Annotated in this window: 10 protein-coding genes and 1 pseudogene; 2 read left to right on the top strand and 9 right to left on the bottom strand. The window is 55.6% G+C overall.

Features of this window, described 5'->3' with window-relative positions; genetic code table 11:
• The first annotated feature begins 179 nt into the window (after positions 1-179).
• Together F9C28_RS18325 and F9C28_RS18320 are read left to right on the top strand one after the other, a co-directional pair.
• Positions 180-947, top strand: coding sequence for an SdiA-regulated domain-containing protein (locus F9C28_RS18325; protein WP_199016700.1), 768 nt, complete (start codon positions 180-182; stop codon positions 945-947).
• A 174-nt stretch (positions 948-1,121) separates the two neighbouring features.
• Positions 1,122-1,463, top strand: coding sequence for a DUF1294 domain-containing protein (locus tag F9C28_RS18320; protein WP_199016699.1), 342 nt, complete (start codon positions 1,122-1,124; stop codon positions 1,461-1,463).
• Between the two features lie 156 nt (positions 1,464-1,619).
• Here the strand turns inward: F9C28_RS18320 and F9C28_RS18315 are convergent, their stop codons facing one another.
• The 9 genes and pseudogenes from F9C28_RS18315 to F9C28_RS18275 all read right to left on the bottom strand — a co-directional run.
• A complete protein-coding gene (locus F9C28_RS18315; protein WP_199016698.1) occupies positions 1,620-4,703 on the bottom strand; it encodes a beta-galactosidase in 3,084 nt (1,027 codons plus the stop codon).
• A 135-nt stretch (positions 4,704-4,838) separates the two neighbouring features.
• On the bottom strand, positions 4,839-5,915 hold the full coding sequence (locus F9C28_RS18310) for a LacI family DNA-binding transcriptional regulator (RefSeq protein WP_199016697.1): 1,077 nt from the start codon (positions 5,913-5,915) through the stop codon (positions 4,839-4,841).
• A gap of 47 nt (positions 5,916-5,962) precedes the next feature.
• Positions 5,963-6,541 (bottom strand): DUF1349 domain-containing protein, encoded by a 579-nt coding sequence (locus F9C28_RS18305; RefSeq protein WP_199016696.1) that lies wholly within the window; start codon positions 6,539-6,541, stop codon positions 5,963-5,965.
• A gap of 36 nt (positions 6,542-6,577) precedes the next feature.
• Positions 6,578-7,720 (bottom strand): MFS transporter, encoded by a 1,143-nt coding sequence (locus tag F9C28_RS18300; protein WP_199016703.1) that lies wholly within the window; start codon positions 7,718-7,720, stop codon positions 6,578-6,580.
• A 74-nt stretch (positions 7,721-7,794) separates the two neighbouring features.
• On the bottom strand, positions 7,795-8,424 hold the full coding sequence (locus F9C28_RS18295) for an HAD family hydrolase (RefSeq protein ID WP_199016695.1): 630 nt from the start codon (positions 8,422-8,424) through the stop codon (positions 7,795-7,797).
• Positions 8,424-9,497: a zinc-dependent alcohol dehydrogenase gene (locus F9C28_RS18290; RefSeq protein WP_199016694.1), complete on the bottom strand. Its 1,074-nt coding sequence runs from the start codon at positions 9,495-9,497 to the stop codon at positions 8,424-8,426. The genes F9C28_RS18295 and F9C28_RS18290 overlap by 1 nt, the downstream gene beginning before the upstream one ends.
• Positions 9,494-10,756, bottom strand: a complete 1,263-nt coding sequence (locus F9C28_RS18285; RefSeq protein ID WP_199016693.1) for a class-III pyridoxal-phosphate-dependent aminotransferase — start codon at positions 10,754-10,756, stop codon at positions 9,494-9,496. The genes F9C28_RS18290 and F9C28_RS18285 overlap by 4 nt, the downstream gene beginning before the upstream one ends.
• A gap of 1,043 nt (positions 10,757-11,799) precedes the next feature.
• Positions 11,800-12,828: an LLM class flavin-dependent oxidoreductase gene (locus tag F9C28_RS18280; RefSeq protein WP_199016692.1), complete on the bottom strand. Its 1,029-nt coding sequence runs from the start codon at positions 12,826-12,828 to the stop codon at positions 11,800-11,802.
• A gap of 732 nt (positions 12,829-13,560) precedes the next feature.
• Positions 13,561-15,333: pseudogene (locus tag F9C28_RS18275) on the bottom strand (autotransporter outer membrane beta-barrel domain-containing protein); the annotation flags it as partial.
• Between the last annotated feature and the right edge of the window lie 166 nt (positions 15,334-15,499).

Raw genomic sequence — 15,499 nt, 5'->3', positions numbered from 1 at the left:
GAACTTTTGCTTTGTCACAGGATGTCGCTACAGGGTCAGGAGTGTGGTGATCTGATCCTAATTTCGGCTAAAAGTTCGATTTATTCAACAAAGCCAGTGTATATAGGAAAATTGTTAAAATAGCATCGTCCGCCTGCTTGCTGTTTATCCTGGCCGGGGGCAGCCTGGTGTATTATGCGATGGCCAGTGAGGTTACGGTTAAACATCCGGCCTATACCTTGCAAATGATGAAAAAGTTACCGGATGTCGACGATTTGTCGTCGCTAACCTATGTGCCTGAAGAGAACATCCTCGTCGTGACCCTGAACAAACCAGCAACGCTACTCAAGCTGACCACCGATGGTGAGGTTATCTCCCGTCACGATCTGCCCTTTATCAAAGATGCCGAGACGGTTGAGTATATTGGCCACGGGAAACTGGCCATGGTGGATGAACGCGACTCGGTATTACATATCGTCAATCTGTCTGACTTGCAGCCGTCACAGCCGGTGAGCGCTATCGATCTGAAATTCATTACCCCGGAATATAATCGTGGATTTGAAGGTATGGCCTGGGCCCCGGATCAAAACACCTTATATGTGGCTAAAGAACGCAGCCCCTATGGGCTGTACTCTGTCAAATGGGATGAAAACAATCATATTACCGGCATTTATAAAGTGAACGATTTACTTGAAGATATCAATGTGAATGATATTTCGGCGCTGAATTATGACCACGGTAATTTATTCGTTCTGTCCGATCAGTCTAAAGGCTTACTGCAGATAACCCCAGAGGGGAAGGTGACTGCGGTGCTTAATTTAACCGCTGGCCACCACGGGCTGAAAAAAGACGTTCCTCAGGCTGAAGGGGTTGCGTCGGACGCGCAGGGCAACATCTATGTCGCCAGCGAACCCAATCTGTTTTATAAATTCGTCCCCGTGAGTCAGGCCGCCGGGCAAAAACAGTAAGCAACGACAGGGATAACACGGGCAGCGATAAAATCAGCATAGCCGCCCGGGTATAATTCCCGCGGATAGCGGCACAAATATCAGCGCCGCGTCTGTCCCCGTCAGGTATAGTGGGACCTTATTTTTTTGGTGTTTTATCCCGGGCGCCATTCGGGAATTAGGCTAGTGAAGGGTATGAATTTACATCGTTTCTGTTATTTACTGATGGCCCTGGCGATAGCCGGTAGCCTGTATTTTCCGCATCATCTGCTGATGTGGTTATTGATTATCAATATTCTGACCCTGCTGATTTACGGCGGCGATAAGCTGGCCGCCTGTCAGGGATGGCGCAGAGTGCCGGAACTCACGTTACTGACCTTTGGGTTTGTGGGCGGCTGGCCGGGGGCCATTTGTGGCCAGCAACTGTTTCGCCACAAGACCCAGAAACAGCCGTTTAAAACCTGGTTCTGGCTGAGCGTGTTACTGAATCTGGCCGTTATCGCGGGCGTTTACTGGTGGCTTTACCAGCGTTACTGATACACGGCAACAAAAGTTATCCACAAAAATGGTGCATAACTCTGTGAGCAAGATGGGTGCGGTTAGGCTAAACCGCGCCCGTTCTTGGTTTTGCACCTGGAGCAATGCATTGCCCCGACGGCCACGCGCGCGCTGCCGCCCGCCGCCGGGTGGCGGTTATTTCCACACCACCCGGTAATGATAATGCCCGGCACTGAGCAAATATTCCTCAGCGACCGACGGGCTCCAGGAATCATCCCCCCCAACCCCCATATGGAAACCATCAATATTGAGCCAGGTGCCCGGCTCCGGGCGCAGTAAGTGACGATGGCTGGTGGCCATTAACTGCGCCTGGCTGTAGCGGCTGATATTGAACAGAAAATCACCGCACCAGCAATGTGGGCCATAGTTCAGCTCCCGGGTACCGCAGCGCAGGCCGTTTTCACTCGGGAAGACATAAGGGGTATACATCTCATCGAGGGGTAAGTCCCAGCGGCCAACCTGTGCCGAGGCCTGCCGATCCGGGTAGTTTTCATGGGGGCCGAGGCCAAACCAGCTCACCCGATCGGCCTGATGGGCCAGCTGGCAGCTCAGCCCGATCCGCGCCGGGTGAGGCGCATCGCTGGCCACCTCAACATCAACATCTACGGTTATCTGCAGCGCTCCCTGTCCGGTGATCCGGTATGTCTTACGGCTGATAAACCGCGTTTTTCCCCGGAGCTGCCAGGCGTGGGTGGTGGTAATCAACACATCGTGGGCCAGCGTATCGGCCTCACATTGCAGTAATACGGCCTCCAGCCGGTAGTGGCCTGCCGCCTTCCAGCGCTCAACCCAGGCATGGGGATCAATGCGGGTGGCCTCACTGATGCCGATGTCGTTATCCAGCGGGGCGCGGATAAACTGATCAGTCAGCGGGGACAGTAATTGGGCATTATCCCCGTGCCATAACTGAACCAGTAGCCCCTGCTGGCGGCTGAATTCCCAGCGCCTATTGTGGGCCGTCACGGTAAATAGCGCGTCGCTGACGTGCAGCTGCGCCCGCTGTTCCGGTGCTGGCGGCACCGCCACGCTAAGCGTTTCCGCCAGCAGCCACTGCTGCCATGCGCTACGATGGCCCGCCGGGGACCACGGGGTGGCCCGGGGTTGTTCAATATGCACATTTAGCCACAGCTGGCCCGCCGTGGCCGGTGGTGGGATCGCCGGTAAACTAATGCGCTGGTGGCCGCCGGGGGCAATGGACAGGCTGGCCTCACCGCTGAGCACGGGGTTGCCGTCCAGGGTAACAGCCCAGTGCAGGATTTCATTATCACTGTGGCGGAACAGGTAGTCGCTGGCCACCTCAATCTGCGGCGGGGTCCCCGGGAGCAGGCGGAACTGAAAATACTGCTGGGCGTATTTCGCCTCATAAAGTGCCGGGTGAGGGGTGCGATCGGCAAATACCAGCCCGTTAATACAGAACTGGCGATCGTTCGGCGTATCGCCAAAATCGCCGCCGTAGGCGGACCAGGGCTGGCCATTATTGTCATAGCGGAGCAGGGTCTGATCCACCCAGTCCCAGACAAACCCGCCCTGTAGGCGGGGGTACTGGCGAAACGCCTGCCAGTAACGGTGAAATCCCCCCAGGCTGTTGCCCATGGCGTGGGCATATTCACACAGGATAAGCGGGCGCTGTTCGCCAGGCATCGACAGCCACTTTTTAATCGACCATTTAGGCACCGCCGGGAAAGGCTGATCCTGATCGACCCGGGCGTACATCGGGCAGATAATATCCGTTGCGGCGGTATCGGCGCCGCCCCCTTCATATTGCACCGGCCGGGAGGGATCGTCCGATTTCAGCCAGCGATAGAGGGCATCGTGGCTGGCGCCGTGGCCGGATTCATTACCGAGGGACCAGATAATAACGCACGGGTGGTTGCGATCGCGCTGTACCATCTGGGTGACCCGCTGGCTGATGGCGGGGAGCCACTGCGGATCATCGGTCAGGCGATTCATCGGCACCATGCCGTGGGTCTCAATATTCGCTTCATCAACCACATACAAGCCGTAGCGATCGCACAGGGTATACCACAGCGGGTGGTTTGGATAATGGGCGCAGCGTACCGCATTAAAATTATGCTGTTTGATCAGCATAATGTCCTGGGTCATGGTGTTCTCGTCCATAACCTGGCCCCGCTGGGGGTGGTGTTCATGGCGGTTAACCCCCCGGATCAATAGCGGCTTACCGTTCAGCAGCAGTAAGCCATTTTCAATACTGACGCTGCGCAAGCCCACATCGCTGGCTTCAGCCTCGATCAGCGCGCCGTCTGCGGTATGCAGCAGAATAACGGCGCGATACAGGTTCGGGGTTTCGGCACTCCACAGGGCCGGGTGCGCGATATCTATCTTCAGGGTGGTGCGGTCCCCATAGGCCCCGCGTTCATCAATGATCTGGCTGCCGAACGCGGACGTTGCGGTGCCGGCCAGTGTATCCCCACACCACAGCTGCGCGGTGGCGCGTAAATCCGGCGATAATTCCCCGGCTATTCTTACCTCCGCATTCAGCGTGGAGCGGGTAAAATCATCATTAAAATGCGGGGTGAGGCGCAAATCGCTGATGCTAATCCGCGGTTTGTGCAGCAGGGAGACATCGCGGAAAATACCGCTCATCCGCCACATATCCTGATCTTCCAGGTAGCTGCCGTCACACCATCGCAGCACCATTACCGCCAGGCGATTTTCCCCGTCGACCAGATAGTCACTGAGATCAAACTCCGCGGGCAGGCGGCTGTCCTGGCTATAGCCGACCCAGCGGCCATTGCACCACAGATGAAATGCGGAATTGACGCCATCGAAAATAATGCGGGTGTGGCCACTGTGGCGCCAGGCCGGATCAATCGCAACCGTGAGCGAGTAACAGCCGGTGGGGTTTTCTGCCGGAACCCTGGGCGGATCAACCGGAAAGGGGTAGGTGATATTGGTGTAGATGGGGGTATCGTACCCGGCCATTTGCCAGTTAGACGGCACGGTAATGGTCGCTGCGCCATCCAGATCCCGCCACCGCCAGTGATCCGGTACCGCCTGGGGGGCGGAAAACCAGGAAAACGCCCACTCACCATTGAGACAACGCCGCCGGGAGGATGCCCGGTTGTGCCGGGCATCGTTGCCGTCACGCCAGCTGAAAAACGGCGGGTGCATCGCCAGACGATTACGGTGGGTGACTGCCGGGGTTTCCCAGTCGCGGTGGGCCAGCACGGCGCTAAGCGCATCAGTGTCGAGAAGCATCAATTATCCCTGGGTGTTATTGTTGGACAGTAAATTGTGAGCGGGTAACAATTCAACCAAAATAAAAGCCGCGGATAATCGCTGTAAAGCCTCACCGGCGGAATAGGTGAGCGCATTCACAATATTGGGTGGGGATCAGTTCGCCAGTTGGGCCACCTGCTGTGCCAGCTGCATCAGGGCATCAGCCAGCACTTGCGGTGAGCCGCCCTGGGCCGCCGGGGGTAAAACGGTTTTACGGCTCACCAGGGCAACCGGCAATACCTGACGAACACTGGCCTGTTCACCCCGGGAGAGGGCCAGGATCTGGTCCACGCTGTTCTCACCCAGCAGGCGGAAATCTTGCCGGATGGTGGTTAACGGCGGGGTAAAACAGGCGCTGTCGTCTGTATCGTCATAGCCTATCACGGAAATATCCGCCGCTACCCGTCGGCCAGACTCACTGATGGCCCGCATTGCCCCCAGCGCCATCTGATCGTTGGCAATCAACATTGCCGTCGGTACTGTGCCGTTATTGAGCATCTGCTGGGTTTGCAGAAAACCGGACATGGCGCTCCAGTCACCGGCCATCTCGATGCTGGGGGTTATCCCGTGTTGCGCCAGGGCGTGATGCCAGCCCACGAGCCGCAGCCGGGACGCCACCGCATGGTGTGGCCCGGACAGCAGGGCGATATGCCGGTGGCCGTGTTGGATCAATTGTTCAACGCCGAGGCGGGCGCCGTCGTCATGGCAGAAGACAATATGGTTCACCGCCGCCTGTTGCGGCACGTCGAGAAACAGCACCGGCACCGTGTCGCAGGCGGTGGCGACCTCCGCGGCCGCCGGTTCATCCAGCGGATAATTAATGATTATCCCGGTGACCCGCTGGGCCATCAGGCTGCGCACGGCGGCGTTGCACGCCGCCACACCGCTGTGTTCAACCATCGAGATAACCACACTGGCGGCGGCGTGATCGGCGCGGGATTTGATTGCCGCGACAATCTGCGACGGGGCATGCAGCGCCAGGGTCGTGGTGACAACGCCAATCAGCGGGGCATTTTTCCCGGCCAGCTGCTGGGCGACCCGGTTAGGAATGTAATTCAGCGCGCTCATGGCCGCGTTGACTTTTTCCCGGGTCCTGGACGAGACATGGCTGGCCCCGTTCACCACCCGCGACACGGTTTGGTAAGAGACGCCCGCGTAGTCTGCGACATCATAGAGTGTTACCGGCTTCATGTTCATTCCTCTGAATACGGGGTTCTGCGCGGGAACCGCCGCCTGTATTAGCTTAAATCATGTAGCGCTTTACCCAGCGGCTTAGTGAGGCGAAATTCGCTAAAGCGGATCTTAAGGCCTTCACGCTCCGGGGTACAGCACATGGCACCGACAAAACGCCTCTGCGCCGGGGGGAACGGGCACAGGCGAATAAGGGGCCAGGTGATAGCGTCCCGGGAATATTGCAGCCGTAACACGCCGTTTTCCAGAGTGGCCCGCATCCAGAACTTTTCAGGGTTACCCTGAAAGGCCCCGGTGGCCCAGTCAGACTGGCCGTTTGTCAGGACGCTGCTCATCAGAAACTGGCCGTCAGAAAACTCGATCCCGGCCTTGCACCACTGCCGGGGGCCTTGTTCAATCATCAGACCGGCCTGATCATAGAGCTGCTCAAATGCGCCCTCGATACAGAGCTGTAAGGTAAAATCGCCCCGGACCTCAACACCAAACACATGGCCGCTATGGCGGGTAAAACCATAATGGGTTTCACGCCAAAAGTCAGTGTTGTTATTGGTTGTCACCTGGAGCACGTCGTTTTCCAGTGTCCATTCAGTTGGCTCGTTGAGCCACTTACCCTGTTTAATATCCATCAGTTTTCCTTGTATTGTTAAGGGTATCGGCGCCACTTAATGGCGTATCAGCACGCTAGATAGCGGCAGACTCAGGGAGAGGATCCCCACGACAATAAACGCCACGGTGAGGCTGGACAGATGCGCAATGCCACCAATAAATGCCGGACCAAGCAGAATACCGGAGTAGCCGATGCTGGAAATGGCGGCGACGGCCATGGTGCTTGGCATTATGCGCTGGCGCCCCGCGGCGCTAAACAGGATGGGGACGATATTTGAAAGCCCGGCACCCACCAGGAAAAAACCGGCCATCATGGTGGCGATATCCTCCCAACTGACCACCACGATAAGGCCCGCGCTGGCAATCAGGGAGCTGACCAGGAAAACTGCGAAGCGGCCAAAGGACTTAACCAGCCGATCGCCAAACAGACGGCCCAGGGTCATGGCGATGGCAAATGTGGTGTAGCCAGTCCCGGCAAAATTCGTGGTGACAAGGCGACGGTTGGTCAGCAGGATACCGCTCCAGTCAAGCATTGACCCCTCCATGATATACGCCACAAAGCACAGCGCGCCAAGTAAGATGACCACCCCTCTGGGGATGACAAAAAAGGGCGCGTCGTCTGACTCGGAATAACTGAGCAGCCCGCCAAATGCGAGGATCAGCAGCCCGAGCACCAGGAGCATCACGATATTGACCGCCACGAGCGGGGTCAGGTTGTCGATAAGTAGCAGGCTGACAACGCCTGAACCGGCCACCCCACCGATACTGAACAAGGCATGAAAGCCAGACATAATCGGGCGGGCGGCCAGTTTCTCAACCTCGACCGCGTGAATATTGGCCACCACATCCATGGCACCGATACCGGCGCCAAACACAAATAATGCCAGCGCAAGCATCACCGGAGTATCAAGGGTGACCAGCGCCGGCAACAGCAGCAACACTATCAGCGTCGCCACACTGAAAACGACCCGGCAGCCATAGCGCGACGCGAGCACCCCCGACAGCGGCATCATCAGTAATGACCCCATGCCAAAGGCCAGCATCACCATACCCATGGTGCCGTTGTCGGCCATCATGCGTAACTTAGCAAGCGGGATCAACGGCGCCCAGGTGGCAAGACTCAGGCCCGCGATAAAAAAGGCAATCCGCGTGGAGACAATCGCGCGGGGAAGCGAATACGGCGTGTCGTTAGCGACCACGGTGTGGTACTCCTTGTCGTTACCGGAAATGTTACCGGGCACCGGCACACAGGCGGCGGTGCCCGGTGTTTGCGTCAGGTTAATATCGCCTCGACGGCGTCTATCTCCGACAGGGCGTGGATAACCTTATGGGCCCGGGCATAGCTTTCGGTGCCCGAAAGCCCGTGGGGCCAGCCGTAGACCCGTTCGATGCCGGCATCGGTGGCGGCCTGGATCCCCAGATCGGTATCCTCAATGACGATGGTCTGGTCAGGACGCGCACCAAGGCGTTGCAACATCGCCAGGTAGGGATCCGGGTGCGGCTTGGTGCGCCCGACATCATCGCCGCTGATAAGCAACGGCGTAATCGGTAGCGCCAGGGTGGCAATATTAGCCAGACAGATATCCCGCGGCGCGGTGGAAACAAAGCCGAAGGGGATCTGTTGGGCCATCAGGTGCTGAATAAACCCACGGATACCGGCCCGCAGATACCGCGGCCCGAGCGAGGCCTTATAGGCGCTGATTATCTGCGTGGTGATGTCGTGATGTTGCTCCGGGGCGATACCAATGCGCAGCAAGGTGGCCTCCAGACTCAGACCGATAAGATCTTCGGGGCTTACCCCGCGAGTCTGGGCGGGCAGCAGGGCGCTGAGCACATCAAAGTGCAATTGTTCACTGTCGACAATCACCCCATCAATATCAAAAATAACGTTCAGCGTGTTCATCACAGGTATGCCTCCTGCGGGGATGCGATGCGCAGCAGCACTTTGCAGTTTGGCTCGCTGATGGGTTGCTGCTGTTGCGCGGCGATATTACAGCCGACCATGGCAAAAGCCTGTTGGTAGTCATGGAAGGGGAAGCTGTGGCTGATAAGCCTGGCCGCCGGGATTTCCCCGTCCCGGATCATGGCATAGGCGCGTTCGAAACTGTTGTTGAGAGAATCAATTGAGCCAATCACCGACAGGCTCTTATCGGCAATCTTGAGGATATCCAGCTGGGCGGTGTACGCTTTCAGTGCCACGTTGAGCAGTTTGCCACCGGGGGCTAAGCGGTCGAACACGATTTCGGAGAGGTAGCCGGTGGTATCAACGCACAAATCCAGCATCTCATCGTCACTGCCGTATTCTTCGCGCATGGCTTGTTCAAAGTCCGTATAGATATGGCTCCCTTCAGGCAGCACATCCTGGGCAAACTGGTAGCGATGCGCGTTTTTTTCCACTAAAAAGGCCGTCACCCCGCGCAGATGCAGGCTCCACAGATAAAGCATTCCCATGGGGCCCGCACCAATCACGCAAGCGCGAATATTGGTATGGGTGATATTCAGCTTATCCACCCCGGTGACGGTGCAGCTCAGGGGCTCGGTAAGGGCGCCTTCCTCGAAGCTAACATGATCATCAAGCGGGATCAGGTAGTCCTCTTTGGCACGATACTGATCGGCAAAGGCGCCGTCATAAGAGACACCGGCCTCGGTGCCGTGCTTGCGTTCGCAGTGGTTAGGGTTGCCCGTCAGGCACATGCGGCACTTTCCGCACGAGTATGTGGGGTTAATCACCACGCGATCCCCCACCTTGAAACGGGTCACCGCGGGGCCAATCTTCAGGACCGTGCCGGTCGACTCATGGCCAAGGGTGGTCCCGGGCACCGCTACCGCGTACGCGCCGGTAATGATACCGACATCGGTACCGCACAGCCCGCATACTTCAACGGCCACAATCACATCATCGGGGTCGATACACTGTAATGCGGGGGTTTCCTGGGGGGCGACACGCCATACCCCGTTAAATTTCAGTGCTTTCATCGGGCTGCCTCCTGGGTGGTATTCAGTTTTTGCTCAAGTCTTGTAAAGGTGCTATCCAGCTTGTCGATGATTTCGTCAAGGTGGTTTGTGTCACAGGTCAGCGGGGGGCGGACTTTGATGGCGCGCCCTTTACCGTAACGCGAGCCGCGAATGATAAGCCCCAGCTGCGCCGCGATATCGATAGCCATCACGGCAATTTCCGGGCTTGGGGTGTCAAAGCCGAACATATAGCCCAGGCCACGCACGTTGGTGATCAGCGGATGATTAGTTTGCAGTTTGAGCAGCGCATCGCGCAGGTAACGCTCGTTACGCTGCACATTTTCCAGCAGCTTTTCCTCTTCGAGGATGGCGATAGTTTCGTGGAGCGCGGTCAGGGATAACGGGTTGGCCCCTGAGGTATTGGAGTGCTCATAGGCCTCCAGCACATCCAGCTGGTGATTCATCAGGATCCCCCCGGTAGGGATGCCAATACCGCCGGCGCCTTTGGCAAACACGATGATATCTGGTTTGAGTGCTTTGGCGTAACCGGTAGTGGCGAAGAACGTCCCGGTGCGGCCAAAGCCGGTTTGTACTTCATCGGCAATCAGCACAATGTTGTATTTGTTGCAGATCTCGCGCACCTGGCGATAAAACTCAACCGGCAATACGATATTGCCGCCATTACCAAGCACCGGCTCGACAATCAGGCAGGCGATGTTGCCGGTGGAACCATAGCTGATGAAATCCTCCAGCGCAGAGAAATGGTCCACGTCCAGGGCCTGGGGATTTTGCCCTGTTGCGAGCTCGCTCTCTGGTACCGGGATTTTGAATGAGCCGTCAATATAGCCGCTAAAGTGCTGCAGACGAAAAGCATTGCCGGAGATCGACGCTGTGGCCAATGACTGGCCGTGGTGCGACATAAACAGCGAGATAACGCCCGAACGGCCGGTGTACTTTTGCGCCATCCGAATAGCCCCTTCGACCGCGCCAGAACCGGATACGTCCCTGAGCCAGAGACGATCAATCCCCTCGGGGAGGTGCGGCTTGAGCCGCTGCAATATATGTTCGGCGATGGGTTTGGTATAAGCAGAACTCAGATGGGTGCAACGGTCGAGTTGCTGTTTGAGCTTGTTTGTCAGCCGTTCATGGGTATAACCGAAGGGCAGGTTAAACGTTCCTGACGCCGCATCGATCATTACCCGTTCGCCGTCGTGCAAATAGGGGCCATCGCCTTTGTAGCGACCAATCATACGCTCAAATTCATCGTTTCTACTGTTCATATATATTACCCATCAATTAACTTAATAAGCGAATGGTGGCTCTTATCATGTGCTGAATTACACCAGGCTATAATCACCTCATTTCAATTTTTATTAAAATAAGGTAAGAACGCTTTTTTTCGCACGCGTAAAGGATCACCGTTGAGTTATTACACCGGCATTACCAGGTTTTATTAGATAATATCACCCTCTTTTACAAGATTATTTTTATAAGCGTCCGCATAAGCGAGCAGCGCTTACATGATAGCGTGATAGTATTTCTTATTATTTATATCTTGTTGATATTATGGGTGTTTTGCAATGTTGTGTTACATCTCGCATCCCCGCACTAAAAATGGCGTTATTAGTGGTATCGAAAACAAATAACCAAGCGAAGCCGGTTAATATGGTTATAGCTTTACTCTTCGAACATTACACTGATATTGCCCAAAAAGAGTATGAAAGAATATTACGTCATTCCATGTTTTTTGCTGCTAATTCTGATTGTACGAAGTCATTAACATGGTTTGGCGATATATAATTAATGAATGCACAGTATCAATTATCAACTATCACAGTGATAGGGAGAATGTTTCATTATGCTACTTTACATATATAAAACACTGCTATTAATGACTTCATTAAACAATAAATAAGTCGGATGCAGCATAATGATATATTTATAGTATCAATCGCACACAGGCGGGGTAATACTGTCAAATAAGTTTAATACAAAAAAGCGGCCTGATTTATTTCTGGTTAAAGAAGCCATTCTGCGGCGGGGGAAGGTAACGAGCGGCATATGACCAGATATGACCATACAGAGTGCCGTTGTTTTGCTGATGTATCCCTTAGGGGCCGGGCAAGCCATCATTTCAAAATGTAAATAACGCCGGAAAATTTCTCGCATGGTGGCGGGCATACCCAATCCAGCCGTTCCCGTATGGCGACCTGTCTGGCCGCGGGGCTATGGGCGGGGGGTAACAACAGGAAAGGGTAGGAGACCGGTTATTTAGCCGCCAAAGGGCAAATAACCGGATTTATTTGTTATGTCACCGTCAGGGCTATGCCTTACGCCATCCCATTTCCGGGGCAACATATTTCAGAATGGATTCAATAACGTGCACGTTATAATCCACACCCAGTTGGTTTGGTACCGTCAACAGTAAGGTGTCCGCTTCGGCGATCGCCTCATCCTGTTTCAGTTGTTCGATAAGCTTCTCTGGCTCTGCCGCATAACTGCGGCCAAAAATGGCCCGGGTTTTCTCATCAATAAAACCGACGTGATCGTCGCTATCGCGGTTAGCGCCGAAATACATCCGGTCACGATCATTCATCAGGGCAAAAATGCTGCGGCTGACCGAGACGCGCGGTGTGCGGGTATGTCCGGCGTCTTCCCAGGCCTGGCGGTATGCCCGGATCTGCTTAGCTTGTTGAATATGAAACGGCTCGCCGGTTTCATCGTCTTTCAGGGTGGAACTTTGCAGGTTCATGCCCTGGTTGGCCGCCCACACGGCGGTGGCATTTGAGCCGGCACCCCACCAGATACGGTCACGCAATCCAGCGGAGTAGGGCTCGGGACGCAATAATCCCGGCGGGTTAGGGAACATCGGTTCCGGGTTAGGCTTGGCAAAACCTTCGCCGCGTAGTACATCCAGCAGAACATCGGTGTGGCGGCGCGCCATATCCGACGCATTTTCACCTTCGGCGGGTTCATAGCCAAAATAGCGCCAGCCATCAATAACTTGCTCCGGCGAGCCGCGACTAATGCCGAGCTGTAAACGCCCGCCGGAGATTAAATCAGCCGCGCCGGCATCTTCTGCCATATACAGCGGGTTTTCATAGCGCATGTCGATAACGCCAGTGCCGATTTCAATCGTCCGGGTTCTGGCGCCCACGGCGGCCAGTAAAGGAAACGGAGAGCTCAGCTGGCGGGCAAAATGGTGAACCCGGAAATAGGCACCATCCGCACCCAGTTCTTCAGCGGCAACCGCTAAATCAATGGATTGCAGTAGCGCGTCGGCAGCCGAGCGGGTTCCGGATTGTGGCGATGGGGTCCAGTGGCCAAACGATAAAAATCCGATCTTTTTCATGGCGTCGTTTTCCTGGTTTCAGAGAATGAGCAGCAGCCATCCACACCAATAGCAGTGCGGCTCGGGCTTGCCGGGTAAGACTTACTATACACAGCAAGGCAGTGAGAATAAGTATCATTTATTTGATGTAGTGCATTAAATAAATTGTCTGAGATGGGCGCAGGGTAAATGTGGCTACCGCCAGGTTTTGCGCTGCGGGCGATGGCTTATGGTTCCGGGTGCAGCAGCGGTTTTTGTTCGCGGACGCTCGTAGGCAGATAATGGCCGTGACCTGGGTATTCTGATGCGGAGATTGACTGCCACAGACGTAGATGATCGTCGCCAGGTGATGCAGAGGCGGATAACGACAATCTATGGCGAATCGCGGGCAAAAGAGATGGCAGCACACGGCAAACGAATCATAGGCGGATATCATGGCTGACGGGGATACTATCAAGCGTACTGGATCCGGGATCTGAAGAAGAGGGTATAGACGTGGTGCCGGTCAGGCCAGAATGTACCGATATAGTGGCTGCGGTTATCTTATTGATTAATCGGAGTAATTTAATGCCAAATACAATTTAACATAATATACATTATGCGCACCAACGTAATAGCAGCAAAATTGTAATGAAACTGCCGGACCTGAGCGACCCAGCTTGATGGTTGTGGCTATCTTGTTTCAAACCAGCCAGCCGGGCTGGTTTGAAACCCTCCAGAGTTAGGTCCAGCTCAGGTTACTTGTATCGTATGTCAAAAATGCCAAGTAAAAACGGCGTTGACGCTGTTGTCCTGATGACGCTGTGACAGCAATCCGCTGTAGCCCAGCGACAGTATCGCGCTCTCGTTTACTAACACTTCCGCTCCCGCCTTCAGCACCATACCGTCACGCGAGGCCGCCGCACTGTCCACCACGAACGGCGCGTTTCCGCCATTGAACCGCAGTCCGGTATCCCGCTCTGGGCCGCCGTACTGATGCTGCCACCCCAGCTCGCTGTGCAGTGCCACTGCCGTATCCAGGCTCACCTGCCATTCGGTGTCCGCGCGCAGCCCGAGTGTCGACATCGTCGCGTCCGTGTGCTGCCTGTCGCCGCGCAGTGCCGCAGCACCACCGTTCTCCGCGATGCCGCTGTTTTCGAAATTCACATACGCCAAGTTCACGAACGGCTCCAGGTTCAGCCACTCACCCTTCACATTGTAACCGGCTTCTGCGAACAGTTGCCCGGTATGCGCACTGTACTTCGCAGTGTCACGGTCCGACTGCATCCCGTAGTTCACCAATCGTTTGGTGTCGATGTGGTGCCAGGTGTAGCCCGCACCGCCACGCAGCGCCAGCGCACCAAACTGCCTACCGCCATACGCTGCCAGGTGGTAGTTGTCACTGTTCGCTTCTGCACTGTAGCCGCCGTGCAGCGAAGTACGGGTGTAGCCGGTCGCCACGCCAAGCCGCCCGTCGTCCGTTACCGCCGAGTCCAGCCCGACCACTATCCCGTAGGTCGAGGCCTGATAGCCGGTAGCGTTGGTGTTGCCTGACTCGTGGCCCCACGCCCCCAGTAGCTGCACCCAGGCTCCGCCTTCGTTCGCTTTGATGGCTGACGAGCCCGACAGCCCCTCCGCCTGGCGCAGGCGGCCGTTCAGCGCCTCACGCAGATAGCGGCTATTGTTCACCTGTGCCGAGGCGATATCCGCATGGATCTGCCCCGACAACTGTCGGAATGCCTGCCGTGCTTCGCCCGCCGAACCGGCGTTGAGTATGCTTTCGTAAACGGGGTTGCCCACCGCCAGTGCATCTGCTGATGCCGCCACCGCACGTTCGTTGTGTGTTGCCGCCACACTGGCGAAGCTCGTGTCGTTGCGGCCAACGCTCAGTATCACCTGGTCTGGCCGGTAGGTTAATCCGGTGCCGAGGAACAGATAGTCTGGCGCGACAGAATCAAACTGCCCGCTGATGCCTTGCTGGGCGGTTAAAATACTGTACTGCTGGCCCAGCAGGCTGCGCACTTCGTTTTGCGAGAGATGATTGCTGCTATTTTCCAGAGAGACATTAACGTTCCCGCCATTCAAAACCACCGTGCCTGCACTTTGTATTCGATCACTCTGACCATTTGCCGCCACCTCTACCTGATATTGCGAACCAGGCTCAAAAGTTACCCTGTCTGCGACATTCAACACACCTATAGAGTGGCCCGGCGTGACCACGCCGCCCTTATGTACAGTTAATCTATTCAGGGTCCCGTTCCCGCTGAGCAACCCGCCCTGATTCACATCTAACGTCGAGTTTACCGACCCATCGGCGATGACAACTCCGCCACCGTTGATATCCAGACCTGAATTTAACACCCCGCGAATAACCAGCACCCCTCCGTTAACTGCGGATTTATCGCTGTATTGTGCATTGCCGGAAATAATCAGCATTCCACTATTGACCTCCAGACCGCCAAAACGATCATTGCCGGCAAGCGTCAGGCTGCCCTCGCCATTTTTAATCAGCTTGCCTGGCCCCACAATATCGTTTTTCCATTCATCGGATAAGGCAAAACCAGCAACATCATAGACAGGGTTAATAGTCTGATTAACCACCAGGGATTCGTATAGATAGGGAAGGTGCGAATAAGCAGGTCATTTCTTCCCAAGCTGACTCGCTGATTAAAATTTCGCGGATCTGGGCCGATTTTTTTCCCGCAAACACATC

The organism is Shimwellia pseudoproteus (genome assembly GCF_016415625.1).
GTDB lineage: Bacteria > Pseudomonadota > Gammaproteobacteria > Enterobacterales > Enterobacteriaceae > Shimwellia > Shimwellia pseudoproteus.
Note: the sequence above shows the minus strand (reverse complement) of the source record. Positions and strands in the feature narration are given on the sequence as shown.